Raw genomic sequence first — 25,956 nt, 5'->3', positions numbered from 1 at the left:
GTCAAGTGGGTGGGACAGAGGTCTCACTATTTGAGCGCAATGGCGGATGCCCGAGCGAATCCGGACCCGTCGCGGCGCCCCGCCGGGCGGGCACTCCGCTGCCGGTGAGCACCACCGCGCGGCCCTCTCCCGCGGGTTCGGGCACCGGGTAACTGCCGCGACTCAGGGCGCGCCGCAGCCGCAGTTCGTCCACCGGCCCGGCGAAGGCCAGCCCCATGCCGTGGGTGCAGCCCATGGAGCGCAGCGCCAGGACCTGCTCGGGCAGATCGACGCCGTCCGCGACGGACTGCATCCCGAGATCGGCGGCGATCCGCAGCAGCCCGGAGGTGATCTTGTGCAGCCGAGGGGACTCCACCACGCCGTCGACCAGTCCGCGGTCCAGCCGCACGACGTCGATGGGCAGCCGGCGCAGCGCGCTCATGGCGGCGTAACCGCTGCCGAAGCCGTCCAGCGCGATCCGCACGCCCAGCCGGCGCAGCGCCACCAGGCGGCGCTCCAGCTCGTCCAAGGGGATACGGGGGTCGTTTTCGGCCAATTCCAGGACGATCGAGCCCGGGGGCAGGCCGTGCCGGTCGAGCAGCGCCTCGATGGTCTTGGGGGGCGTCCCGTTGCGTTCACCGCCGAGCAGTCGGCGGGCCGAGAGCCGGATGGCGACGGGGGCGGTGTGGCCCGCGCGGTGCCGCGCCGCGGCCTGCTCCAGGGCCGCGGCCAGCTGCCAGCGGCTCAGCTCCGCGGCGCGCTCGCCGTCCTCCGTGCGCCGGCCGCGGTCGCCGACCCGGAGGAACTCGGCGGGGGTGAACAAGATGCCCTCGGCGGAGCGCCAGCGGGCGTGCGCGGCGATCGCGGTGACCTTGCCGCTGGTCAGTTCCACCACGGGCTGGTGCAGCAGCGTGAACTCGCCGTCGTGCAGCGCCGTACGGAGCTTGCCGGCGAGCTCGGCCCGCTGCACGACCTCGGCCTGCATCTGCGGGGCGTACATCTCGACGCGGCCCTTGCCCGCCTGCTTGGCGCGGTACATCGCCATGTCGGCGTTGCGCAGCAGGGCGGCCGGGGTGATGCCCGGGTCGGCGAAGGCGACGCCGATGCTGGCCGCGACGCGGACGTCGCGGCCGTCGATGCGGTACGGCTCGGAGAGCTTGATGCGCAGCCGGTCGGCGATTTCATGGACGCGGAATTCGCGCTTCGCGCGGTCGCGGGTGCCCTCGCCCGTGATCAGCGCGGCGAACTCGTCGCCGCCCAGCCGCGCCGCTATGTCGCCCGAGCGCACCGATTCGCCGAGCCTGCGGGCGGCCTGTACCAGCAGTTCGTCGCCCGCCTGATGGCCGATGGTGTCGTTGACCTGTTTGAAGCCGTCCAGGTCGATGTAGAGCACGGCGGTGTCGTGGTCGCTGGCGCGGCGGCCGGTGACGGCCTTGCTGACGCGTTCGGTGAACAGCGCGCGGTTGGGCAGGTCCGTGAGCGCGTCGTGCGAGGCGTTGTGCTGGAGCTGGGCCTGCAGCCGGACGCGTTCGGTGACATCGCGGGAGTTGAAGATCAGGCCGCCGTGATGGCGGTTGACCGTGGATTCCACGTTCAGCCAGCCGTCGCCGCCGGAGCGCTGCGCGCCGGCCCGGAAGCGGCATTCGATGCGGGTGGTCGGCTCCTTCTCCGGGGCGGCGGCGAGGAACCTGCGCACCTCGTGCACCACCCGCCCCAGATCCTCGGGGTGGATCAGCGAGGCCAGCTCGGAGCCGACCAGCTCCTCCGCGTCGCGGCCGTACACGCCCGCCGCGGCGGGGCTCACATAGCGCAGCACGCCGGTCGGGGCGGCGATCATGATGACGTCACTGGAGCCCTGGACCAGGGAGCGGAAGTGGTTCTCCTTCTGGGCCAGCTCCTGGGTGAGGGTGATGTTGTCGAGCAGCATGATGCCCTGGCGGACGACCAGCGCCAGGACGACCGTGCAGCCGGTGAAGAGCACCACACGGTCGATCCGCCGCCCGTCCAGGACGTTGGTGAGGATGCCCAGGGTGCACACGGCGGCGGCGAGGTACGGGGTCAGGGCGGCGAGGGAGCCGGCGATGGGCCGGCTGCCGGGCGGCTGGGCGCGGCGCGCGGCGCGCTGGAAGTCGTCGGCGGCGCACTGGGGGTCGTCGGCGGCGGCCCCGGCCGTACGGCGCGCGACCCATGGCGCATAGGCGAGCAGTATCGAACCGGCGAACCAGCCGGCGTCCAGGATCTGGCCGGACCGGTAGTGGTCGCGCAGCAGCGGCGAGCTGAACAGGGCGTCGCACAGCACCGTCAGCGCCAGCGCCGCGATGGCGGTGTTGACCGCGGAGCGGTGCACCGAGGAGCGCCGGAAGTGCAGCGCGAGCACCATGCTCACCAGCACGATGTCCAGCAGCGGATAGGCGAGCGAGAGGGCGCTCTGCGCGACGCTGGTGCCCTGGAAATGCGCGGTGTGGGCGAGCGCGAGGCTCCAGGAGAGGGTGAGCAGGGAGCCGGCGATCAGCCAGGCGTCCAGGCCGAGGCAGACCCAACCGGCCCTGGTGACCGGCCGCTTGGCGAGCACCAGCAGGCCGACGATGGCCGGCGGCGCGAACAGCAGGAAGCAGAAGTCGGCGAGGGAGGGGCTGGGCACCGGGGCCCGCAGGACGACTTCGTACCAGCCCCATACGCCGTTGCCGACGCCGGCCATCCCGGAGGAGGCGGCGAACAGCATCCAGGCCGGCCGGAAGCGGCTGCCGCGGTGCCGGTGGGCGTACAGTCCGCAGGAGACGGCCGCCAGCAGGGCGGCGACACTGAGCCCGAAGTCCCCCATGAACAGCGCGACTTCATGCGAACCCCAGCCCAGGGCCGCACCGATGGCATAGCCGCCGCAGACCACGGCCAGGGTGACTTGCGGTACCACGCTCGGCGGGCTGCCGGCGGGGGCCGGCGGCCGGGAGAGCACCGCCCCCGGGGCGCTCACCGCGCTCTCCCGCTCGCCCGTGCGCGACGACGTCGCGATCGGCGCACCTTGAGGTCCAGCGCTATCCCCTCGGGCGCTCGTGGATCGCGCGTCTCGCGATTCGCCCATTGGCCGTACATCGCCCGTCGCCCCCCTCGAGTTCCGGATCCTTCGCACCGCGCCGCACAGATCCCGGCGCCGTCCCCAATCCGGACGATACACCAGTTCCGTCACTCAGGGACATAGTCACTCTACGGAGCGTGACTGACAACGGGGCGGCGAGCACCCCTTGCAGTCGTACGGCCTCGTAGAGCTACCCGCAAGCGTTTCTGCCGGCTGTAGCTACCACGTTCCGCAGCGGCTTCCCGGCGGCGAAAAGCGTCAGCTGGTCCCGCAGAAGCCGCTTCGCGCGAGGCAGAAAGGCAGAACTGGGGCCACCGATGTGTGGAGTGATGAGCACGCCGGGAGCGTGCCACAGCGGATGTCCGGCGGGCAGGGGTTCCGGATCGGTCACATCGAGTGCGGCGCGCAGCCGTCCGGACGCCAATTCGGGGAGCAGCGCGGCGGTCTGGACGATCGCCCCGCGGGCGACGTTCACCAAAAGTGCGCCGCCCTTCATCCGGGCCAGAAAATCGCGTCCGACCAGGCCACGGGTCTCGTCGGTGAGCGGAGTGGCCAGGATGACGACGTCCGCGTCGGGCAAGAGGGCGGACAGGGCGGAGAGTGGATGCACGGGACCGCGCACAGTTTCACGGGCGGTGCGCGCGATGCGCGAGACCCGCGCGCACTCAAAAGGCGTGAGCCGGTCTTCGATGGCACTGCCGATCGAACCGTACCCCACAATGAGGACGGACTTGTCGGCGAGCGCCGGCGTGAAGCCCGCCCCCCATTCCTCCGCGTCCTGGGCCCGTACGTATCCGGGAATTCCGCGCAGCGCCGCCAGCGTCAGCGTGAGCGCGAGCTCGGCCGTACTGGCGTCGTGGAGCCCGCGGGCGTTGCACAGCTCGGTGCCGGACGGCATGGAGGGCAGGCCCGGCAGCATGTGCTCGATCCCCGCGGTCAGCGTCTGTACCGCCCGGAGCCGGCCCATCAGCGGCAGCGGCCGCAGGCAGATCTCCGCGCCCTTCATGTAGGGGACGGTGTAGAAGACGCACTCGGCGGGGTCGGCCGGGTACTCGGGGCCGGCGTCCCAGTGGAGGTAGCGGAACCCCTCGGGAAGGCCGTCGATCTCGTCGGGCGGGATGGGGAGCCAGACGTCCCGGGCGCCGGTGGGGCGGTGTCCTGTTGCCATGCCCGCAGGCTATGCGAAAAGGCGTTTGGTTCAGACGTTAGTTTGGTGACGGCCCTTGATCGGGGGCGAGGGGACGGAGGCACGGCCAGGTGGAGCGCAGGACAATCGGTGCGGCGGCCCTCGAGGTGGGCGCTGTCGGACTGGGCTGTATGCCGATGAGCTGGGGGTACACCGCTTCGCAGCGCAGCGGGGAGGGCTCACTGCGGGCCGTGCACACGGCGCTCGACCGGGGCTGCAGCCTGCTGGACACCGCCGATATGTACGGCCCCTTCACCAACGAACTGGTCGTCGGGCGGGCGCTCAAGGAGCGGCGCGAGGACGCCTTCGTCTCGACCAAGTGCGGGCTGCTGGTAGGCGAACAGCACATCGTCGCCAACGGGCGCCCCGGCTATGTCAAACGCGCCTGTGACGCCTCGCTGCGCCGCCTGGGGACCGACCGCATCGACCTCTACCAGCTGCACCGCGCCGACCCCGAGGTACCCATCGAGGAGACCTGGGGTGCGATGGCGGAGCTGGTGGCGGCGGGGAAGGTGCGGTCCCTGGGGCTGTGCGCGGTGGGCGCGCGGGCGGTACGGACGCCCCGCGCACCCCGCGGCGACCGCCGGGCGGGCGCCGGGCGCCGGCCGCCGTCGCGGATGCACGACGGCACGCTGCGCCAACTGGAGCGCATCCAGCAGGTGTTCCCGGTCAGCAGCGTCCAGGCCGAACTGTCGGTGTGGTCGCCGGAGGCACTGGAGGCGCTGCTGCCGTGGTGTGAGTCCCGGGGCGTCGGCTTCCTGGCGGCGATGCCGCTGGGCAACGGCTATCTGACCGGCACGCTCACCCCGGGCCAGGGCTTCGAGCCGGAGGACATCCGGGCCCGCCACCCCCGTTTCACCGCCGAGATGATGGCGGCGAACCAGCCGGTGGTCGCGGGGCTGCGAAGGGTCGGCGCCCGCTACGGCGCGACGCCCGGCCAGGTGGCTCTGGCGTGGGTGCTGGCTCAGGGCCGCCATGTGGTTCCCGTACCGGGCACGAAGAAGGAACGCTGGGCGGCGCAGAACGCCAAGGCGGCGGAACTGGTGCTGAGCGGGGACGATCTGGCGGAGATCGCGCGGCTGCCGCCCGCCCGGGGGTCCTGGTACTGAGGGCGTGCCGAGGGGCGTGCCACCTCCCGCCCCGCCCGCCACGATGTGGTCTCCTTGTCCCGCCCGCAGACGAGAGGATCCCCGCCGTGCAACGCCGTTCCCAGACCGCCGTGTTGGCCGCCGCTTCGCTGCTTCTGGCGGCGGGGTGTTCTTCCGGCGGCGGCGCGCCGACCGCCACCGGGGGCAAGTCCGCCGCCCCCAAGGGCAAGAGCTCCGGCGCGCCGGCCACTCCGAGCGCCGCTCCGTCGAGCACCGCGCCGCCCGCCAAGGGCTCGGTCAAGGTGACCGGCACGCTGACCACCGGGCTGAAGTCGCCCTGGGGGGTCGCGGTGCTGCCGGGCGGGGATCTGCTGGTCGCCTCCCGGGACACCGGGAAGATCGTCCGGGTGTCGGCGGACGACGGGAAGACCACGGAGCTGGGTTCGGTGCCGGGTGTGGATCCGGGGGGCGAGGGCGGGCTGCTGGGGATCGCGGTGTCCCCGTCGTTCGGGGTGGATCGCCAGGTGTACGCGTACTTCACCACCGCGTCCGACAACCGCATCGCGCGCATGATCTACGACGAGAAGCGCCGCCCCGGCGACCAGCTGGGCGCCCCCGACACGATCCTGCGGGGCATCCCCAAGGGCCAGATCCACAACGGCGGGCGGATCGCGTTCGGGCCGGACAAGATGCTGTACGCCGGGACGGGCGAGACCGGCGACACCGGGCTCGCGCAGGACAAGACCTCGCTGGGCGGCAAGGTCCTGCGGATGACGCCGGACGGCCAGCCGGCGCACGGCAATCCGAGCGCCGATTCGGTGGTCTACGACTACGGCCACCGCAATGTGCAGGGCCTGGCCTGGGACGACGACAAGCGGCTGTGGGCATCGGAGTTCGGGCAGGACACCTGGGACGAGCTCAATCTCATCGAGCCGGGCAAGAACTACGGCTGGCCTCAGGAGGAGGGCAAGGCCAAGGGCGGTAAGGCGGGCTCCGGGTTCGTCGACCCGGTCGAGGAGTGGAAGACCAAGGACGCCTCGCCCAGCGGCATCGCGTACGCCAAGGGCTCGATCTGGATGGCCTCGCTGCGCGGCGAGCGGCTGTGGCGGATCGCGCTGAACGGTACGAAGCCGGTGGCCGCCCCGCAGGCCTTCCTCAAGGGCACGTACGGGCGGCTGCGGACCGTCGTCTCGGCCGGCGACGGCTCGTTGTGGCTGGTCACCAGCAACACCGACGGGCGGGGCAAGCCGCGCAAGGGCGATGACCGGATTCTCCGCCTGAAGGTGAGCTGATCCCTTTTCCGGGCGAACTGGTCCCCTTTTGCCGCCGCCTGCCTACACTCGGGCAGGGACGGGGGCACCTCCCGCTTGCGGGGGAAGGTCACACCTACAAGGGGGCACGTTGTTCAACGTCGTGGAGGAGCTGTTCGCGCCCGGCCGTAAGCACACCGATGAGGAGCGGCAGAAGATGTCGCTCGTCGTCGATGACGTGGGGGACGCCGATCCCTGGGAGGGCCCGATAGACCTCGCGTCCGGGGCCGTCGTCGTCAGGGTCCCCCGTCCGCGGCCCGCGCCCGTGCCCGCGGACGACGCGGGCTGAACCGGCCGCCACCGTAGGCCCGGCGGTCGCAGCCCGGCGGGCGGCGGATACGCGGCGTCAGGCGACGGCCCTGCGGAACACCTGGCGGGAGCCGCCCTCCGGGCCGGGGTCCGCGGGCTCGGCGGGGGTGAAGCCGAGACGCTCGTAGAAGGCGCGGGCGCCGCCGACGACGGCGCCGGGATGGTCGGCCCCGAAGGTGACCACCTCGATCGTCCCCGGGCCCCGTACGAACCTGCGCACGGCATCCGCCATCAGGGCGCGGCCGACGCCCCGGCCGCGTGCGTCTTCCGCGACGACGAGCCAGCGGACGTGGTATGTCGCGTCCTCCTTCGCGCTGAACAGCAGCCCGCCGAGGGGGTGCGGCCGTCCCGGCGCCGTGGCGAGGAGCGCGGTGGACCGGCAAAGGTGCCGGTCGATGGCGGCGCGGAAGCCGGGGTCTTCGGTCAACGGGCCGAACCAGTGCTCCACTTGGGCGGCCAGCGCGAGGATGCCCGGGACGTCCGCTTGCCGTGCGGGCCTGACGATCATCGAGAGCCTCTACGCCGCTTCGGCGCGGCGCCGCCGGCCCCGGACCGTCTCACCGGGCCGACCGCATCGGACGACCTCACCCGGCCGCCTCACCGGGCCGTCGGCTCCCCGAACAGGCGGAGGCGATGGGCCACCGCGCCCGCCTCGCCGCGGCCGGAGACGCCCAGTTTGGCGAGGATGTTGGAGACATGGACGCTGGCGGTCTTGGGCGAGATGAACAGGGCGTCGGCTATCTGGCGGTTGCTGCGGCCTTCGGCGACCAGGCGCAGGACGTCGCTTTCGCGGGGCGTCAGGCCCAGAGATTCGGGGGCGGCGGCAGGCGCCCCGGGCTCGGCGGCTGCCGGGGACGGCGCGGCGGCCATCGTCTGGCCGGGGAGGGGTATGCGGGCGCGCTGGGCGAGCAGTTCGACCTCGTCGGTCAGGGGGCGGGCGCCCATCGTGGCGGCCGCGGCGTGGGCCTTGGCGAGGAGGCCTACGGCGACCTCGCGCGGGGTGCGGCCGTCCAGGCCGGCGCTCGCCCGCTCGGTGCCGTTGAGCAGCGATTCGGCCCAGCGGTAGCGGGCCCGGGCTAGCGGGTGCGGGTGTTCCAGCGGCTCGAAGGCGCCGACCGCCGCGGCCCAGGCGTCGGGCGCCTCACGGCCCTCGGCGCGGCGGAGCTCGGCGTCGACCGCCAGGCTGTACGCCTCCCATATCGGGGAGAGGCGGGGCAGCCGCTCGGCGGCCTCCCGGATGCGGGCGAGGACGGCCGCCCGGCCGGCCTCGGCGGCGGGCAGCCCGCGGGCGTCGGACTCGGCTGCCGTGGCCGACCACAGCAGCGGCCAGGCATAGCGCGCGGTGCCGGTCGGGAAACCGTCGTCCAGGGCCTGCTGAAGGATGCCGCGGGCATCGAGGAGCCGCCCCTGGGCCGCGGCGATGCGCAGGGCCTGGCGGTTCATCGGGATGATCTGCTGGGGCTGGCGGTAGTGGATGCCGTAGCTCTCCTGGGCGAGGGCAAGTTCGCGTTCGGCGGCGGCGAGATCGCCGGTGTCCAGGGCGAGTTCGATGCGGCGGTTGACGGCCAGCACCATGGAACGGGAGTTCTGCGAGAAGCGGCCGGCGTCGGCGGCGGTCCGGCTCGCCTCCTCCCAGCGGCCCAGCGAGTGCAGCGATTCGGCGAGATTTCCCGCCACCCAGCTGGCGGTCTCCTTGAGGCCGTAGCGGATGGTCAGTTCGACGCCCCGGGCGGCCACCTCGACCGCCTCACGGGAGCGGCCGACGCTCTCCAGCGCGGAGGGGAGGTTGATGTGGCCGCGGCCGATGACGGCGAAGTAGCTGCGGTCCATGGCCAGACCGAGGACGGTACGGAATTCGACGAGGCCGTCCTCGACCTCGCCCGCGTCGATCCGCAGGGTGGCCAGCGTCACCCGGGAGTTGAGCTCGGCCTCTTCGTCGCCTACCGACCGGGCCAGCTCCACGGCCTGTTCGGCGAACGCGAACGTGCCCGGCCCCGGCTCGTGCAGCATCTGCCAGCCGGCGACGCTCGCCATCACCGCGGCGTGCACCGAGGACGGCGGCAGGCCGCGCATCAGCTCCTGCGCCTTGCCCAGGTCCTCCCAGCCGTCGCCGCGGCCGGTGCTCTGGACCAGCCGGGAGCGCTGCAGCAGGAACCATGCCTCGCGATGGGGGTCTCCCCCGCTCGAACCGTCCTGAGAGCCCGGGGAGGCGTCCCGCTGCCCGCGCAGCAGGCGCAGGGCGCGCTTGGTGATGGTGAAGGCCCGCTCGACGTCGCCGCACAGCCGGGCGGCCACCGCGATCTCGGCGAGCAGATCGAGGAAGTGCAGGGCGTCGTCGCCGCAGCCGCAGGCCGGATACGCCTCGGAGGAGTCGACCGGGCGCACGCTCTGGCGGACCTCCAGGGGCGCGTCGTCCCACAGCTCCAGGGCGCGGTCCAGCAGCCGCAGCTGCTCGGCGTAGGCATGGCGGCGACGGGCCTGGACGGAGGCGGCGAGGACGGCGGGCAGCGCCTTGGCGGCGTCATGGGCCTTGTACCAGTAGCTGGCCAGGCGGGTGGCGCAGGCGTCGGCGCGGACCAGGGAGCGATTGGCTTCCAGGGCCTGGGCGTAGCGGCGGTTGAGGCGGGTGCGCTCGCCGGGCAGCAGGTCGTCGACGACGGCCTCGCGCACCAGGGCGTGCCGGAAGCGGTAGCCCGTGCCGTCCTGGGTGGGCACCAGGGTGTTGCTGCCGACGGCGGACCGCAGCGCCTCGATGAGGCCGTCCTCGGACATCTCGCTGACGGCGGCGAGGAGTTCGTACTCGACCGTGGAGCCGCCCTCGGAGGCGATCCGCACCACGCGCTGGGCGTTCTCGGGGAGCGCCTCGACGCGCACCAGCAGCAGGTCGCGCAGCGGGTCGCTGAGGCCGTGCAGACAGCCGTCGGCGAGGCTGCGGGCCAGCTCCTCGACGAAGAAGGCGTTGCCCTCGGAGCGCTTGAAGACCCGGTCGACGGTGTCCTCTTCGGGCTCGCTGCCATGGATCCCGGCGATCTGGGAGCGGACCTCCTCGCGGTTGAAGCGGGCCAGCTCGACGCGCCGGACCGTGCGCATCCGGTCGATCTCGGCGAGGAAGGGGCGCAGCGGGTGACGGCGGTGGATGTCGTCGGAGCGGTAGGTCGCGACCAGGAGGACGTTGGCGTCGTGCAGGGCGCGCAGGAGGTAGGCGAGGAGTTCGCGGGTGGAGCGGTCGGCCCAGTGGAGGTCCTCGATGACGATGACGAGAGTGCGGTGGGCGGCGAGCCGCTCCAGGAGGCGGGCGGTCAGCTCGAAGAGGCGGGCCCGGCCGATCTCCTCGTCGTGCGCCTCTCCCGGCGTCTCGCCCAATTCGGGCAGGATGCGGGAGAGCTCGCCCTCCTGGCCGGCGACGGCGGCGGCGAGCTCGTCGCGCAGATGCCAGTTGAGGGTGTGCAGGATCGCGGAGAACGGTGCGTAGGGCAGGCCCTCGGAGCCGATTTCGATGCAGCCGCCGAGCGCGACCAGCGCGCCCTGGCCGCGGGCGGATTCGGTGAACTCCTCGATCAGCCGGGTCTTGCCGACCCCGGCCTCACCGCCGATGAGTATCGCCTGCGGCGCGCCGGAGGCCGCGATACGGGCGAGCGCCTCGCGCAGCGCGGCGAGTTCGGCCGCGCGGCCGACGAACACGGGACTGACGGACCTGGTCTGCACGCTGCTGAGCATCGCACAGAGGTCTGACAATCCGGCAGTGTGTTTCCTCGCTCGGCCCGCCCCGCCCGGCATGTCCGCGGTCAGACGGTGGCGCGGCGCAGCCGCGCCCACCGGCCCCGCCCCCGACTCACCCGCCCTTCCGGTTCGTTCTGTCCGGAACGGGCCGCGGCGCGCCGTCCCTCGGTCGCTTCCCGCACCAGACGCTGCTGGTCGGCCTCGCGGCGCAGCTCTTCGTAACGGACGCGCTGGGCCAGTTCGGAGGTATACACGGTGTCTCTCCCGAGGTGGTGGTGACCGGCGGTGCCGTTGCGGCGCCGCCTGCTTGTCGATGTGCTCAAGCTTCGTCGCCAAGGGGGGTCCACCACATCGGGAGAGTGCCCGATCTTCGTGCCCGTACGGGAGTGGGAAAGCCGCGGGGCGCCCCGTACGGTCCTTAGAAACCGATGGGGCGCCTGCGTACGGAACTTAGATACCGGCGGGTTGGCCCGGAGGGGACTTAGGAAGTCCGGCGTCCTCCGGGCGGGGGGACTCAGGCACCCGGTGCGGCGCCCGTGGGAATGCTGGGCATGCTCGCGAAGAGGTCGAGGTACATGCCCGCCGCGATGAAGAGGCCGAGCACGCCGAGCGCCAGGCCGCCCCAGGCGACGGCGCGTACCCAGGTGGCGCGCGGCCGGGTCAGCACCACCGCGGCGACGATCACGGCGAGCAGTGCGAAGACGCCGTTGACCAGGGCGGTGGTGTGCCAGGGGGTTCCGTAGACGGCGGCGATCTGGTCGGTGGTCCGGTGCGCCTGAAGGTTGATCTGGCCCACCACGGTCTGCCGCTCGGCCATCAGGGTGCCGAGCCAGGTGCCGGTGACGGAGGCGAGGCCGAGCCCCGCGGCCACCACGGCACCGGCGCCGGCGGCGATCCCGGGGGCGGTCCGGGCGGCGTCCTCGCTCTGGGCGTCGGCCTCGGCGGCGACCGCGTCCCCCGGCTCGCCGCTCTTGTCGGCGGCGGTCTCTTCGACGGTCTCGGTGGCGTTCTCGCGGGCGTCCTCGGTGGCGTTATCGGTGGCGGTCTTCCCGGCCGCGTCCGCCTCGGAGGCGATCTCGTCGTCGGTGCGCTTTTCCGTAGTCGTCGTTCCCATGGGCGCGACCGTAGGTGCCGCGTATGAGAGTCGGATGAGAGTCTGATGAGAGCCGCGGCACGGGGCCGGCGGGGCACCGCGGAACGCCTCGGGGCGGGTCCGTGTTCTAGACCCCCACCAGCGGATTCTCCCCGTCCCGCGGACCGGGCGAGGGGGTCTGCTCGTCGGTCTGCGGTGGCGGTTCGATGCTGATCCGGGGGAGCCGGCGGTCCAGCCAGGCGGGCAGCCACCAGTTGGCGCCGCCGAGCATGTGCATCAGGGCGGGGACCAGCAGCGTACGGAGCACGAAGGCGTCCAGGGCGACGGCCGCGGCCAGCCCGATCCCGAACATCGCGATGATCCGGTCGCCGCTGAGGACGAACGCCCCGAACACCGCGATCATGATGACCGCCGCGGAGTTGATCACCCGGCTGGTCTCGGCGAGGCCGACCCGTACCGCCCGGCGGTTGTCGTGCGTCAGCTGCCACTCCTCGTACATCCGGGACACCAGGAACACCTGGTAATCCATGGACAGCCCGAAGAGCACGGACACCATGATGACCGGCAGGAACGGCTCGACCGGCCCGGCGGTGCCCAGCCCCAGCGACTCGCTCCCCCACCCCCACTGGAAGATCGCGACGACGATCCCGAAGGACGAGGCGACCGCGGCGACGTTCATCAGCGCGGCCTTCACCGGGATGCCGATGCTCCGGAAGGCGAGCAGCAGCAGGACCGATCCCAGCGCGATGACGACGCCGACGAAGAGCGGCAGCTTGCCGACGATGACGGAGGCGAAGTCGTCGTAGCTCGCGGTGATTCCCCCGACGTGCACCCGCATCGTCGTCCCCTCCGCGGCGCCGGGGAGGACGTCGGTGCGCAGTCGTTGCACCAGGGCGGAGGTCTGCTGGGACTGGGGGGAACTGGTCGGGACGACGGTGATCACGCCGGTGCCGCGGCTGCCGTCGAATTCCGGCCCGCCGACCTGGGCGACCCCGGGCACCTCCCGCAGCCGCTGCGGCAGCTTGTTGAAGGCGAGCCGGTCCTTGGGGCCGTCCAGGCTGCCGACCAGCGTCAGCGGGCCGTTGAACCCGGGCCCGAAGCCGCTCCGCGAATCGCCCCCGGTCTCGCCCCCGTTGGCGCCGCCCGCCAGCAGGTCGTACGCCTTACGGGTCGTCGAGGTGGCCGGATTGTTGCCCTGGTCGGAGGTGCCCAGATGGAGCCCGAAGGTGGGGAGCGCGAGGACGATCATGACGACGGCGGCGGTCACGCCCAGCAGTTTGGGGTGCCGCTCGACGAAGGAGGCCCAGCGGGCGGCGATCCCGGTGGGCTGTTCGGGCCGCGGGCCGCGGTCGGCCAGCCGCCGGCGCTCGCGGCGGCCGAGCGCCCGCATGCCGATCAGCCCGAGCAGCGCGGGCAGCAGGGTGACGGAGGCGGCGACGGTCAGGACGACGGTGAGCGAGGCGGCGAGGGCGACGCCGTTGAGGAAGCTCAGCCGCAGGATCAGCATGCCCAGCAGCGCGATGCAGACGGTGGCGCCCGCGAAGACGACCGCGCGGCCGGACACCGATACGGCCCGTTCGGCGGCCTCTTGGACGGACAGCCCCGCCCGCAGCCCCTTGCGGTGCCGGGTGACGATGAACAGCGCATAGTCGATGCCGACGCCGAGACCGATCAGCATGCCCAGCATGGGCGCGAAGTCGGCGACGGTCATGGCGTGGCCGAGCAGGGTGATGGCGGCCGAGGCGGTGCCGACGGCGGCCAGCGCGGTGATGATCGGCAGGAAGGTCGCGGCGAGTGAACCGAAGGCGAGAAACAGCACCACGGCCGCCACGCACAGCCCGATGACTTCGGGCAGCTGGGCGCGCGGCGCCTCGGTCAGCGCGATCCCGGCGCCGCCCAGCTCCACCTGGAGGCCATGGCCGGCGGCGGCGCGTGCGGTGTCGACGACCTTCTTGACCTGGCCCGCGCGCAGTTCATCGGTCGGCCGGTCGAAGAGGACGGTGGCGTAGGCGGTGTGCCGGTCCCTGCTGATCTGCCGCTGCGGGTGGGGGCCGTCGCCCGCCCGGCCGTAGGGGCCGTGCACCTGGGACACCCCGGGCAGCCCGGCGACGTCCCGAAGGGTTTGCGTCATCCGCTTCTTGACCGCGCCGGCCCGCACCGATCCCGTGTCCGTATGCCAGACGATGGTGTCGCTGTCCCCGGACTGCCCGGGAAACGCCTTCGCCAGCAGGGCGCCGGCCTGCCCGGACTCGGTCCCGGGGACCTCGTAGTCGGTCGAGTACGCGGATCCCGTCGCCCCGGCGGCGACGGCAACTCCCGCGAAGGCGGCGAGCCAGAGAACGATCACCACGATGCGGCGCCTGAAGCACCACCGAGCCAGAGAGGTCACGGACTTCGTCGTCTGCTTCCCGGGTTGAGCGTCGATAACTCCCGGGTGACGGGTGGTGCCGAGCGCGAATGTACGGGTACGGGCGCCCACGCACGTTCCGGCGGACGCTCTCGAGCGAGCAGCCTGACAGCCCGAAAAGATCCATAGGCCCGTTTGTGGACTTCCCCACACAGGGTCGCAGACGAGCGGCCGGGGGAAATGTGATCAAGGACCCGCGGCCAGGCGTGGCGGCCGGGGACACCGGAATGACACCGTCGGCAACGGATGATCACCTGCCCGACATCGCGCCCGACGGAGACCCCCACGATGCCACCGCCGCCCGCCCGCACACCCCTTTGGCTCATCGATGTGCCCGTCGTCCTGGTGGCCGTCGTCTGGGGGTCGAGCTATCTGGCGGCCAAGGAGCTGGCTACCGGAGCCACCGTGGCCGCCCTGCTCGTCCTCCGGTTCGCGGTGGCGGGGGTGGGCACGGCCACCTTCGCCGGCCGCGACATCGCCCGCCTCGGCGGACGGGAGCTGCGGGCGGGTGCGGGGCTCGGCGGGATCCTGGCCCTCGTCCTCCTCCTGGAGACCTACGGGGTGGTGCACACCTCCGCGACCAATGCGGGCCTCATCATCAGCCTGACCATGATCTTCACCCCGCTGGCCGAGAGCGCGGTCACCCGCACCCGCCCCACCGGCGCCTTCGTGGGCGCCGCGGCCCTGTCGGTGGCGGGGGTGGCCCTGCTGACCCAGGGCGCCGGATTCACCGCCCCCTCTGCCGGGGACCTGCTGATGCTGCTCGCGGCCCTCGTCCGCACGGCGTACGTGATGGCGACGAGCCGGTTGAAGGCGATCCGCTCCGCCCCCTCCGGGGCCCTGACCGCCGTGCAGTTCGCCGGTGCCACGGCCGTCTTCGCGGCCGTGTCGGCGGTCACCCGCACGTCTCCGCTGTCCGTCGCGGCGGGCTATACCTCCGCCCAGTGGGCCGGCCTCCTGTACCTGGCCCTGGCCTGCACCCTCTTCGCGTTCTTCGTTCAGCTGTGGGCGGTGCGCCGCACCTCGCCCTCCCGGGTCAGCCTGCTGCTGGGCACCGAGCCGCTCTGGGCGGCCGTCATCGGCATCGCCGCGGGCGGCGACCGGCCCGGTCCGCTCGGCCTGTTGGGCGGGGCGCTCGTCCTGATCGGTACGACCTGGGGCCGCACCGCCGTCGGCCGCCGGCCCGCACCCCGCCCGGACCGGCCGGCCGGTCCCGCCCTGCCGGTACAGGCCGCCGTCAACGCCGGTGACAGTTCCCGGAGTTGATCGAACCCCAGTCCCTGGTTCGCCGCCGGCGGCTGGATCGCCACGTGGTCGGCGCCCGCCTCGTGGGGCTCCCGCACCCGTCTGCGGATCGCCTCCACATCCGCTCACACCACGATCGCTCCGCCGGATGCTCACCGGGAGTGCGGCCTGTTCGGGGGCGACCAGCGGGTCGGCCCCAAGGGTCTCCCGGGTGCGCGCGGTGCAGTTCGGGCGTCACGAAGTACGCATGCGCACCCGCCACCCGCTTGCCGTTCCCCGCCTCGGCCGCGGACGCGGCTTCGTCTGGGGCCGAGAATCGACGCCCGAACAAGATTTCGCCATATCCACGGCCAATCAACGCTCCTCCTTGGACCGCCAATCGATCAAGAGTGCAGGATGAAGGAGACTGCGCGTACATGACATATACGGGGGGCTTTCCATGCAAAATTAACAACCGGAAAAGCACGTCGACGAACCGAGTTCGAGGAAATGACCGGAAGCCCGGCCAGGGCCCGCGCCATGCGAAAGACCTTGGAAGTACTCGCCGGCGGCGGCGCCGGCGACGCGGCCAAAGAGATGGCGCAAGAGGTGCTCACCGGACGTACCGGATTGCGCGAAGCGTTGAATGTCTCCGCGTACACGGACCCGATGGTCGAGGGGGCACACGCGACGCGCGAACGATGGGACGGCCTGTCGGAGCGACGGCCTGTCGGAGCGAGAACGCGAAGCAATGGCCATCGCGGGGGACAAGTACCTCGAAGAGCAGCAGAAAGAAATCGACGAGGAGCGTGCGGCCGCGCTCCGAGACGGCTCACGGAAAGGCTCATCGGCACGGCACAGCGCCGCAGGCAGCCGAGGCCTTCGGTAATCTGGGAAGCTTCTGCGCGGGCGTTGCCGAGAACATTCAGAATGGCAATCGCACTCTGGAAGGATCATGGCACGGAGTTTCCGCCGAGGTCGCGTGGAGGTATTTTCATGAGCTGGCTCAGAAGCTCAGAAAAGCAGCGGAGTCCTTCAAATCACTGAAAGACCAGTACGTCCAGATCGGTCGTATGGTTTTCGCGGCCGCCGAGGCCGTAAAAGGCTACCTCGCGGGTCTTTGCGATCAAGCGGTGGAAGCCATTTTCTTCAACCTTGCGGCAATCGCGGCGCTGGCATCGGTCTATGAATCCGCTCTGGCGCCCGCCCTGGAAGCACTTCCCCATGCAAAGGGTAATCGCTGCTCTCAAGACCTCTGCCGAAATACTTGAGGCTCTTGCAAAAGTTGACGAAGGAGCCAATGCGCTGATGGGCGCGGTGTTCGGGCTCTCAGCCCGCCTCTTCGACGAGGTCAAGGCTTTCCCGCGTCCGGGCAAGGGCTATGACAACCAGGCCGTATGACACACGGCACGGTCGACGCGCACCAAAGAGAGAAGCATAGGCGAAGCAATGAACTGGGACTTCTACCGTAAACGCACTGTGCGGGGTGTCGCCGTACTGCTGATTTATGTCACGGCTATGGCTCTTATCGGGACTGTCAGCGGCATCGTCAAAGGCTCCCCCGGTGCCGTTCGCTTCGTGCTGATCACACCAGTCCTCGTGGGCTTCACCGTTGCCGCAGTCCTGGGATGGCGTAAGGACAAAGCCGGAATGACGTACGTGGCAGGCATCGGATACGTGGTTTTTTGCGGCTGCGTCACCCTTCTTCTTCGCTGAGGTCCGGCGCGGGCGCGTCACTCATCGTCCGTAGCCGAAAGCGGCCGCCTCCCCGGGACTTCACATCCCTGGGGAGGCGGCCGCTCCCTGCTGTGCGGCGTGTCAGAGCCTTCGTCAGCCCTCGACGCCCAGCTTCTCCAGGATCAGCTCGCGCACCCGGGCCGCATCCGCCTGCCCGCGCGTGGCCTTCATGACCGCGCCGACCAGGGCGCCGGCCGCGGCCACCTTGCCGCCGCGGATCTTGTCGGCGATGGCGGCGTTGGCGGCGATGGCCTCGTCGACGGCGGTGCCCAGGGCGCCCTCGTCGGAGACGACCTTCAGGCCGCGCTTCTCCACGACGGTGTCCGGGTCGCCCTCGCCGGCGAGCACGCCCTCGATGGTCTGGCGGGCCAGCTTGTCGTTGAGGGAGCCGTCGGCCACCAGGGCCGCGACCCGGGCGACCTGCTCGGGAGTGATCGGCAGGGCGGCCAGCTCCACGCCGTCCTCGTTGGCGCGGCGGGCCAGCTCGCCCATCCACCACTTGCGGGCCGAGGCGGAGTCCGCGCCGGCGTCGACGGTGGCGGTGATCAGGTCGACCGCGCCGGCGTTGAGGATCGACTGCATGTCGTGCGCGGAGATGCCCCACTCCTCGCGCAGCCGGTTGCGGCGTACCCGCGGCAGCTCGGGCAGCGCGGCCCGCAGTTCCTCGACCCACTCGCGCGCGGGGGCCACCGGCACCAGGTCCGGCTCGGGGAAGTAGCGGTAGTCCTCGGCGTTGTCCTTGATGCGGCCGGAGGTGGTGGAGCCGTCCTCCTCGTGGAAGTGCCGGGTCTCCTGGATGACCGTGCCACCCGAGGACAGCACCGCGGCGTGGCGCTGGATCTCGAACCGGGCCGCGCGCTCCACGGAGCGCAGGGAGTTGACGTTCTTGGTCTCCGAGCGCGTGCCGAACTTCTCGGTGCCGTTGGGGCGCAGCGAGAGGTTCACGTCGCAGCGCATCTGGCCCTGCTCCATCCGGGCCTCGGAGACGCCCAGCGCCTTGATGAGCTCGCGCAGCTCGGCGACGTACGCCTTGGCGACCTCGGGGGCCCGCTCGCCCGCGCCCTCGATGGGCTTGGTGACGATCTCGATGAGCGGGATGCCGGCGCGGTTGTAGTCCAGGAGGGAGTGCGAGGCACCCTGGATACGGCCCGTCGCGCCGCCGACGTGCGTCGATTTGCCGGTGTCCTCCTCCATGTGGGCGCGCTCGATCTCCACGCGGAAGACCTCGCCGTCCTCCAGCTGTACGTCGAGGTAGCCGTCGAAGGCGATCGGCTCGTCGTACTGGGAGGTCTGGAAGTTCTTCGGCATGTCCGGATAGAAGTAGTTCTTCCGGGCGAAGCGGCACCACTCGGCGATGGAGCAGTTCAGGGCCAGGCCGATCTTGATGGCGGACTCGACGCCGGTCGCGTTGACGACCGGCAGCGAGCCGGGCAGGCCCAGGCAGGTGGGGCAGGTCTGCGAGTTGGCGTCCTGCTTGAGCTCGGTGGAGCAGCCGCAGAACATCTTGGTCTTGGTGCCGAGTTCGACATGCACCTCGAGCCCCATGACGGGGTCGTAGGTGGCCAGCGCGTCCTCGTACGACACCAGGTCGGTGACAGTCACGGTGAAACTAACCTCTCAGGTCCGGCGCCGGTCAGCCCGCGAGGACGTCGTCGTCGCCCAGACGGCGCAGTTCGCGGATGAGCAGGGCGACGCCGGTGACGATGGCGGCGGCGGAGACAACGGCGTCGACCAGCTGGAGCGTGTCCTGCTCCGCCTTGGCCTTCTTCGCCTGCTTGACGACGCTCACCGCGCCGAACAGCGTGGTGCCGATGGACAGATACGTACCGGGCTTGGACTTCTTGAAGCCCTTGGCCTTCGCAAGCTTTCCACTCACAGTGCTGGTGCCTCCTCGATCAGCGGATGCCCCCACTTGGCGGTGAACGCGGCCTCGACCGCGGCACCGACCTTGTAGAGCCGGTCGTCGGCCATGGCAGGGGCGATGATCTGCAGACCCACCGGCAGCCCGTCCTCGGGGGCCAGTCCACAGGGCAGCGACATGGCTGCGTTGCCTGCCAGGTTGGCGGGGATCGTGCACACGTCGGCGAGGTACATCGCCATCGGGTCGTCGGAGCGCTCGCCGATCGGGAAGGCGGTGGTCGGCGTGGTCGGCGAGATGATCACATCCGCCCGCTCGAAGGCCTTCTCGAAGTCGCGGGTGATCAGGGTGCGGACCTTCTGGGCGCTGCCGTAGTACGCGTCGTAGTAGCCGGAGCTGAGCGCGTACGTGCCGAGCATGATGCGGCGCTTGACCTCGGGGCCGAAGCCGGCCTCACGGGTGAGGGCGGTGACCTCCTCGGCGGACTTCGTACCGTCGTCGCCGACCCGCAGGCCGTAGCGCATGGCGTCGAAGCGGGCGAGGTTCGAGGAGCACTCGGACGGCGCGATCAGGTAGTACGCCGCCAGCGCCAGGTCGAAGGACGGGCAGTCCAGCTCGACGATCTCGGCGCCCAGCTCCTTGAGCAGCTCGACGGACTCGTCGAACCGCTGGAGGACACCGGCCTGGTAGCCCTCGCCGCGGAACTGCTTGACGACGCCGACGCGCATCCCCGCGACGCTGCCGTTCCGGGCCGCCTCGACGACGGGCGGCACGGGGGCGTCGATGGAGGTGGAGTCCAGCGGGTCGTGGCCGGCGATCACCTCGTGGAGCAGCGCCGCGTCCAGGACCGTACGGGCGCAGGGCCCGCCCTGGTCCAGGGAGGACGAGAAGGCGACCATGCCGTAGCGGGAGACGCCGCCGTAGGTGGGCTTGACGCCGACCGTGCCGGTGACGGCGGCCGGCTGGCGGATGGAGCCGCCGGTGTCCGTGCCGATGGCGAGCGGGGCCTGGAAGGAGGCCAGGGCGGCGCTCGAACCGCCACCCGAACCACCGGGGATCTTGGTCAGGTCCCACGGGTTGCCGGTCGGCCCGTAGGCGCTGTTCTCGGTGGAGGACCCCATGGCGAACTCGTCCATGTTGGTCTTGCCGAGGATGACGACGTCGGCGGCCTTGAGCTTCTTGGTCAGGGTCGCGTCGTACGGCGGCAGCCAGCCCTCGAGGATCTTGGAGCCGACGGTGGTGGGGACGCCCTCGGTGGTGAAGATGTCCTTCAGGGCGAGCGGGACGCCGGCCAGCGGGCCGAGCTTCTCGCCGCGGGCCTTCTTCTCGTCCACGGCGCGGGCCTGGGCGAGCGCGCCCTCGCGGTCGATGTGCAGGAAGGCGTGCACCTTCTCGTCGACGGCTTCGATGCGGGCCAGGTGGGCCTCGGTCACCTCGACGGCGGTGAGCTCGCCGGAGGCGATCTTCGCCGCGATCTCGGCGGCGGTGAGCTTGATCAGGTCTGCCATGTCGGTCACTCCTCCCCCAGGATCTGCGGCACCTTGAAACGCTGCTGCTCCTGGGCCGGGGCGCCGGAGAGCGCCTGCTCGGGATTCAGCGACGGACGGACCTCGTCCGACCGCATGACGTTGGTCAGGGGCAGCGGGTGGGAGGTCGGCGGTACGTCTTGGTCGGCGACCTCGGAGACGCGGGCGACCGCGCCGATGATGTCGTCGAGCTGTCCGGCGAAGTGGTCGAGCTCTTCGTCCTTCAGCTCCAGACGTGCCAGCCGGGCGAGGTGAGCGACCTCCTCGCGCGTGATGCCAGGCATGCAGCGATCCTCTGGTGTTCTGGGCGGAGTCTTCTGGGCGGAGTGTTCCAGGTGGAGCGGCCGGGCGATTGCTCCCGTGCTCCGGTACTCCTGGGAACGTTTTTCCGGCCCAATCCTATGGCGTACGGGAGAGCGGTCCGAAATGCATTCCACGGAACGGCGCGGAATGTGCGGGGCCGGGCCGGTGCGGGGCCTTCGCGGGCCCGCCGGGGGGTGTCCGCAAAGTCCCGTCGTTTGCCTGGTGGCGGGTGGGTGCACGGCGTCCCGGTGCCTTGCCTCGCGGAGGTACGCCCGCGACTGCGGGGTGCCGACCAGGCCGCCGCGAGTGCCGTGCCCGGGGCACCTCGCGGCGGTAGGGACTTCGACGGCACCCGCTAGGGACCGTCGGGCGCCGGGGGGCCGGGGTGGGCGTCGGGCCCTGGCTCCTCGGGCTGCGGGGCCGTGGCGGCGGGCTCGGGGGGCTCTGTGGGTCCGGCGGAGGCGTCGGAGCCGTCGGAGCCGCCAGGAGCCAGGGACGCGTCGGCCCCGGTGGAATCGTCGGGCGGGTCCTGCGGTGGCGGGACCTGCGAAGGCCGGTCGTGTGGTGGCTGGTCGTGTGGTGGCTGGTCCTGCGAGGGTTCTTCGGAGCGGGGACACGGGACGGCCGGTGGCCGGGTCAGTTCAGGACCTGTCCCGAAGGGCTCTTGGCTGCCTTCTCCGCCGCCAGGGCGGCCGTCTCCGATTCGCGGTGCCAGCCGTGCTCGCCGCGGGCCCTCAGCCAGGCCGTGGTCTCGTCCGGCGGCATCGCGGCGGCCACCAGCCAGCCCTGTACGGCGTCACAGCCCAGGTCCCGCAGCCGCTCCCAGGTCTCGTCGTCCTCGACGCCCTCGGCGACGACCAGCAGGCCTAGGGAGTGGGCGAGGTCGAGGGTGCAGCGGACGATCTCGGCGTCTTCGTTGTCGACGGCCAGCCGGGCCACGAAGGACCGGTCGATCTTGAGCTCGCTGACCGGGAGGCGCCGCAGATGGACCAGCGAGGAGTAGCCGGTGCCGAAATCGTCGAGGGACATCTTCACGCCGTGGGCGGTGAGCCCGGCGAGGGTGTCCGCGGCGCGCTGTGGATCCTCCAGGAGGACGTGTTCGGTTATCTCCAGCTGGAGGGCGCCCGGTGGGACCCGATGTCGGGCCAGCCGGGCGGCGACGGCCCCGGCGAAGCCCGGGGAGTGCACATCGCGCGGGGAGACGTTCACCGCGACGGGCACCTCCAGTCCCATCGCGCGCCAGCGCGCCACCTGGGCGAGGGCGGTCTCCAGGACGTACTCCGTCAGCCGTGGCATCAGTCCGGAGGACTCGGCGATGGCGATGAATTCGTCCGGTGGCACTCTGCCGCGGTCCGGGTGTACCCAGCGGACCAGTGCCTCCAGCCCGGCGACATGCCCGTCGAAACCGACCTTGGGCTGGTAGTGCAGCTCGACGTCGCCGGCGTCCAGGGCGCGGCGCAGGTCGCCGAGCAGGCCGAGGCGGTCGGGGGTGTTGCCGTCCCGCTTGGCCTCGTAGAGCTCCACGCCGCTGCGGTCCCGCTTGGCCTGGTACATCGCCACATCCGCGCGGCGCAGCAGCCCTTCGGCGTCGAGGGCGTGGTCGGGGAAGACGGCGACCCCCGCACTGGCTTCCAGTACGAGGGTCAGACCGTCGAGGTCCAACGGGGATCCCAGTGCGGCGACGAGGTTGCGCGCCACCCGCTGGGAGCTGGTGAGGGAGTCGGTGGTGGGCAGCAGGACGGCGAACTCGTCGCCGCCGAGCCGGGCCGCCTCGGCGCCGCGCGGCAGGGCGTGCCGCAGCCGGTCGGCGATCTGGAGGAGCAGGCGGTCACCGGCGAGGTGGCCGAGGGTGTCGTTGACGGAACGGAAGCGGTCGAGGTCGATCAGGACGAGGGCGGAGCGGGCACCGACCCGTTCCGCGTCGTCCAGCGCGGTCCAGGTGCGCTCGAGCAGCCACTGGCGGTTGGGCAGTCCGGTGAGCGGGTCGCGCAGCTGCTCCTCGGCGCGGGCGCGGGCGATCCACAGGGTGGAGTCCAGGGCGATGAGCGGTACGGCGAACAGCGGCAGCAGCAGCGGCGCGTGGACGGCGCAGACGGCGATCAGCGGGGAGATGCCGAGCAGCGCGATGCCGACGAGAATCTGCCGCACTACGGCCGTTCGGGCGATGGTGGGCAGACCGCCGGTGCGCGGTGCCAGGGTGAACCAGAGCAGGGCGCGGCTGACGAGGAGATAGCCGCCGGCCGCCGTGAGGACTTCGGGCAGGACGGTCAGGTCCCAGGCCTCCGGGCTCCAGGGGCGGCGGACGGTGGCATCGACGCCGAACGCGGCCAGGCCGAGCGCGGCGGCGCCGATGCCGAGGATGTCCACGGCGCCGTGCAGGGCGGCCTGTCGCCAGCGGTGCCTGCGGGCGGCGCCGACCAGGGCGACGACCGCGAGGCTGACGAGGGTGGCGGGCACCCAGCCGTACAGGAGCAGTACGGCGAGGGCGAGGGCGGCACCGGAGCCCGTGCCGCCCCACCAGCGGTCCCGTCCCAGGGCAACCAGGTGGCCGACGATGATGCCGGTGAGGATCGCCAGCGACCAGCCGACGGGCCCTCCCGGGAACAGCGCATCGCCGTTGCCGAGGGTGTAGATGACGCCCGTGGCGAGCGCGAGGCACGCCACGATGAGGATGGTCGCGGGCAGCGCGGGCACGACGAGGCGCTGGAGCCGCGACGCCGGAGCGGCGCTGTCGGTCGGTTTCATTCCGATCCCTCTCACAGCCGGCTGTGCCCGCGCCACGGCAGGCGCACACCCCAACAGTAGGCCGCCCAGGGCCACTACGGGCAGCGATCCGCAACGGTTGCCCGAATGCGACCTGGCGTCATTGGCCGATCTGGTATGCGCCAGTGGGGTGAATTCTCACCCCTCCTCAGGCGGAGTGACCGCTACCGCCCGTGCCGCCTCCGGACCCTGTTCCAGCAGCACCGCGAAGCCTTCATCGTCCAGTACAGGCACCTTCAGCTGCATGGCCTTGTCGTACTTCGAACCCGGGTTATCGCCTACCACTACGAAACCGGTCTTCTTCGAAACGGAACCGGTCACCTTCGCTCCGAGAGCTTGGAGGGCCTCTTTCGCGCCATCTCTGGTGTGTGACTGGAGTGTGCCCGTTACCACGACGGTGACGCTTTCCAGCGGACGTGGGCCTTCCTCGCCGGTTTGTTCCTCCTCCATACGGACGCCGGCCGCCCGCCATCTCTCGATGATCTGCTGGTGCCAGTCCTCCGCGAACCACTGCTTGACCGAGGCGGCGATCGTCGCGCCGACGCCGTCGACGGCGGCCAGCTCCTCCTCGCCGGCGTCCCGGATGCGGTCGAGGGAGCGGAACTCCCGCGCCAGCGCCACGGCCGCCACCGGGCCGACATGCCGGATCGACAGGCCGGTCAGGATCCGGGCCAGCGGACGCTGCTTGGCGGCCTGGATGTTCTCCAGCATGGCCAGGGCGTTCTTCTTCGGCTCGCCCTTCTGGTTGGCGAAGAAGGTGACGATCTTTTCCTCTCCGGTCTTCGGGTCGCGCTTGGGCAGACCGGAGTCGGGGTCGAGGACATACGACCTGATGGGCAGCAGCTGCTCGATGGAGAGGTCGAACAGACCGCCCTCGTCCCTCAGCGGTGGTTCGGCGGGCTCCAGGGGCTGGCTGAGCGCGGTGGCCGCGACATAGCCGAAATTCTCGATGTCCAGGCATTTGCGGCCGGCCAGATAGAACAGCCGCTCGCGGATCTGGCCGCGGCAGGCGCGGGCGTTGGGACACCGCAGGTCGATATCGCCTTCCTTGGCGGGCTGCAGCGCCGTCCCGCACTCGGGGCATTCGGCCGGCATCACGAACTCCCGCTCGCTGCCGTCCCGCAGGTCGACGACCGGGCCCAGGATCTCGGGGATGACATCGCCCGCCTTGCGCAGCACGACGGTGTCCCCGATGAGGACGCCCTTGGCCTTGACCACGTCCTGGTTGTGCAGGGTGGCGAACTCCACCTCGGAGCCGGCGACCGTGACCGGCTCGACGACGGCGAACGGCGTGACCCGTCCCGTGCGGCCGACGCTGACGCGGATGTCCACCAGCTTGGTGTTGACCTCCTCCGGCGGGTACTTCCAGGCGATCGCCCAGCGCGGCGCCCGCGAGGTGGAGCCCAGCCGGCCCTGGAGCGGGATCTCGTCCAGCTTGACGACCACGCCGTCGATCTCGTGCTCGACGGCCGTACGGCGGGTGACGGGGTTGCCGTAGTGGGCGATGAACGCGCGCACCGCCTCCAGGGAGTCGACGACGGTGTTGTGCGCGGCCGTCGGCAGGCCCCATTCCCGCAACAGGTCGTAGGCCTGCGACTGACGGTCGATGGCGAAGCCCTGCCGGGCGCCGACGCCGTGCACGACCATGTGCAGCGGGCGGCTCGCGGTGACCTTGGGGTCCTTCTGGCGCAGCGAACCGGCCGCGGCGTTACGGGGGTTGGCGAACGGCGGCTTGCCGTCGGCCACCAGGCGCTCGTTGAGCTCGAGGAACTTCTCCATCGGGAAGTAGACCTCCCCGCGGACCTCGACCAGCTCCGGGATCCGCTCGCCCTTGAGGCGGTGCGGGATCTCGGCGATCGTGCGGACGTTGGGGGTGATGTCCTCGCCCGTGCGGCCGTCGCCGCGGGTCGCGGCGCGGGTGAGCCGGCCGTGCTCGTAGGTGAGGTTGACCGCGAGGCCGTCCACCTTCAGCTCGCACAGGAAGTGGTAGCCGGCGCTCTTGGGATCGCCGCCCAGCTCGCCCGCGAGCCGCTCGGCCCAGGCCGCCAACTCCTCGTCGTCGAAGGCGTTGTCGAGGGAGAGCATCCGCTCGCGGTGCTCGACCTCGGTGAATTCCGTGGCATACGCCCCGGCCACCTTCTGCGTCGGCGAATCCGGGGTACGCAGCGCCGGGTAGTCGTCCTCCAGCGCCTCCAGGGAGCGCAGCAGCTTGTCGAACTCCGCGTCGCTGACGACCGGGGCGTCCTTCACGTAGTACCGGAAGCGGTGCTCCTCGATCTGCTCAGCGAGCTGCGCGTGCTTCTCCCGCGCCGCTGCGGGCACATCGGATACCGCTGCGTGCTGTTCGCCAGCCACCGTCTTGTCCTCCCGTGGTCCTTGA

General features: G+C 71.4%; 19 protein-coding genes. 6 read left to right on the top strand and 13 right to left on the bottom strand.

Annotated elements, in window-relative coordinates:
- Position 1: 1 nt before the first annotated feature.
- Positions 2–2,950 (bottom strand): EAL domain-containing protein, encoded by a 2,949-nt coding sequence (locus tag ACIRPT_RS19830; protein WP_403828592.1) that lies wholly within the window; start codon positions 2,948–2,950, stop codon positions 2–4.
- Between the two features lie 292 nt (positions 2,951–3,242).
- Positions 3,243–4,220, bottom strand: a complete 978-nt coding sequence (locus tag ACIRPT_RS19825; protein WP_403828590.1) for a 2-hydroxyacid dehydrogenase — start codon at positions 4,218–4,220, stop codon at positions 3,243–3,245.
- Positions 4,221–4,309: 89 nt separating this feature from the next.
- Between ACIRPT_RS19825 and ACIRPT_RS19820 the strand changes: the two genes are divergently transcribed.
- The 3 genes from ACIRPT_RS19820 to ACIRPT_RS19810 all read left to right on the top strand — a co-directional run bounded on the left by ACIRPT_RS19820 (position 4,310) and on the right by ACIRPT_RS19810 (position 6,925).
- Entirely contained in the window at positions 4,310–5,347 is a 1,038-nt protein-coding gene (locus tag ACIRPT_RS19820) for an aldo/keto reductase (RefSeq protein WP_403828588.1), read from the top strand.
- 86 nt (positions 5,348–5,433) lie between these two features.
- Positions 5,434–6,618 (top strand): PQQ-dependent sugar dehydrogenase, encoded by a 1,185-nt coding sequence (locus ACIRPT_RS19815; protein ID WP_403828586.1) that lies wholly within the window; start codon positions 5,434–5,436, stop codon positions 6,616–6,618.
- Positions 6,619–6,727: 109 nt separating this feature from the next.
- Positions 6,728–6,925 carry a DUF6191 domain-containing protein gene (locus ACIRPT_RS19810; protein ID WP_403828584.1) on the top strand — a complete coding sequence of 66 codons (198 nt, stop codon included), beginning with the start codon at positions 6,728–6,730 and terminating at the stop codon, positions 6,923–6,925.
- 57 nt (positions 6,926–6,982) lie between these two features.
- Here the strand turns inward: ACIRPT_RS19810 and ACIRPT_RS19805 are convergent, their stop codons facing one another.
- The 5 genes from ACIRPT_RS19805 to ACIRPT_RS19785 form a co-directional block, all read right to left on the bottom strand.
- Positions 6,983–7,453 carry a GNAT family N-acetyltransferase gene (locus ACIRPT_RS19805; protein WP_403828582.1) on the bottom strand — a complete coding sequence of 157 codons (471 nt, stop codon included), beginning with the start codon at positions 7,451–7,453 and terminating at the stop codon, positions 6,983–6,985.
- Between the two features lie 89 nt (positions 7,454–7,542).
- On the bottom strand, positions 7,543–10,662 hold the full coding sequence (locus ACIRPT_RS19800; protein ID WP_403828655.1) for an AAA family ATPase: 3,120 nt from the start codon (positions 10,660–10,662) through the stop codon (positions 7,543–7,545).
- 68 nt (positions 10,663–10,730) lie between these two features.
- A complete protein-coding gene (locus tag ACIRPT_RS19795) occupies positions 10,731–10,919 on the bottom strand; it encodes a hypothetical protein (RefSeq protein ID WP_403828580.1) in 189 nt (62 codons plus the stop codon).
- A gap of 260 nt (positions 10,920–11,179) precedes the next feature.
- Entirely contained in the window at positions 11,180–11,779 is a 600-nt protein-coding gene (locus tag ACIRPT_RS19790) for a hypothetical protein (protein ID WP_403828578.1), read from the bottom strand.
- Between the two features lie 106 nt (positions 11,780–11,885).
- Entirely contained in the window at positions 11,886–14,147 is a 2,262-nt protein-coding gene (locus ACIRPT_RS19785) for an MMPL family transporter (protein WP_403828576.1), read from the bottom strand.
- 306 nt (positions 14,148–14,453) lie between these two features.
- On the opposite strand from ACIRPT_RS19785, the gene ACIRPT_RS19780 reads away from it, so the two are divergent.
- From ACIRPT_RS19780 to ACIRPT_RS19770, 3 genes are all read left to right on the top strand, one after another.
- A complete protein-coding gene (locus ACIRPT_RS19780; protein ID WP_403828574.1) occupies positions 14,454–15,431 on the top strand; it encodes a DMT family transporter in 978 nt (325 codons plus the stop codon).
- 767 nt (positions 15,432–16,198) lie between these two features.
- On the top strand, positions 16,199–16,660 hold the full coding sequence (locus ACIRPT_RS19775; RefSeq protein ID WP_403828572.1) for a hypothetical protein: 462 nt from the start codon (positions 16,199–16,201) through the stop codon (positions 16,658–16,660).
- Between the two features lie 178 nt (positions 16,661–16,838).
- Positions 16,839–17,105 carry a hypothetical protein gene (locus tag ACIRPT_RS19770; protein ID WP_403828570.1) on the top strand — a complete coding sequence of 89 codons (267 nt, stop codon included), beginning with the start codon at positions 16,839–16,841 and terminating at the stop codon, positions 17,103–17,105.
- Between the two features lie 114 nt (positions 17,106–17,219).
- On the opposite strand, the gene gatB is transcribed toward ACIRPT_RS19770, so the two are convergent.
- From gatB to ligA, 6 genes are all read right to left on the bottom strand, one after another.
- Positions 17,220–18,728, bottom strand: coding sequence for an Asp-tRNA(Asn)/Glu-tRNA(Gln) amidotransferase subunit GatB (gene gatB, locus ACIRPT_RS19765; protein ID WP_403828568.1), 1,509 nt, complete (start codon positions 18,726–18,728; stop codon positions 17,220–17,222).
- A gap of 31 nt (positions 18,729–18,759) precedes the next feature.
- Positions 18,760–19,002 (bottom strand): hypothetical protein, encoded by a 243-nt coding sequence (locus ACIRPT_RS19760; RefSeq protein WP_403828567.1) that lies wholly within the window; start codon positions 19,000–19,002, stop codon positions 18,760–18,762.
- Positions 18,999–20,492 carry an Asp-tRNA(Asn)/Glu-tRNA(Gln) amidotransferase subunit GatA gene (gatA, locus tag ACIRPT_RS19755; protein WP_403828565.1) on the bottom strand — a complete coding sequence of 498 codons (1,494 nt, stop codon included), beginning with the start codon at positions 20,490–20,492 and terminating at the stop codon, positions 18,999–19,001. Before gatA ends, ACIRPT_RS19760 begins: the two co-directional genes overlap by 4 nt.
- Before the next feature lie 5 nt (positions 20,493–20,497).
- Positions 20,498–20,794: an Asp-tRNA(Asn)/Glu-tRNA(Gln) amidotransferase subunit GatC gene (gatC, locus tag ACIRPT_RS19750; RefSeq protein ID WP_403828563.1), complete on the bottom strand. Its 297-nt coding sequence runs from the start codon at positions 20,792–20,794 to the stop codon at positions 20,498–20,500.
- Positions 20,795–21,449: 655 nt separating this feature from the next.
- A complete protein-coding gene (locus ACIRPT_RS19745; protein ID WP_403828561.1) occupies positions 21,450–23,558 on the bottom strand; it encodes a putative bifunctional diguanylate cyclase/phosphodiesterase in 2,109 nt (702 codons plus the stop codon).
- 156 nt (positions 23,559–23,714) lie between these two features.
- A complete protein-coding gene (gene ligA / locus ACIRPT_RS19740) occupies positions 23,715–25,931 on the bottom strand; it encodes an NAD-dependent DNA ligase LigA (RefSeq protein ID WP_403828559.1) in 2,217 nt (738 codons plus the stop codon).
- Positions 25,932–25,956: the final 25 nt, after the last annotated feature.

Source organism: Streptomyces sp. NPDC101227, assembly GCF_044767545.1.
Lineage (GTDB): Bacteria > Actinomycetota > Actinomycetes > Streptomycetales > Streptomycetaceae > Streptomyces.
Note: the sequence above shows the minus strand (reverse complement) of the source record. Positions and strands in the feature narration are given on the sequence as shown.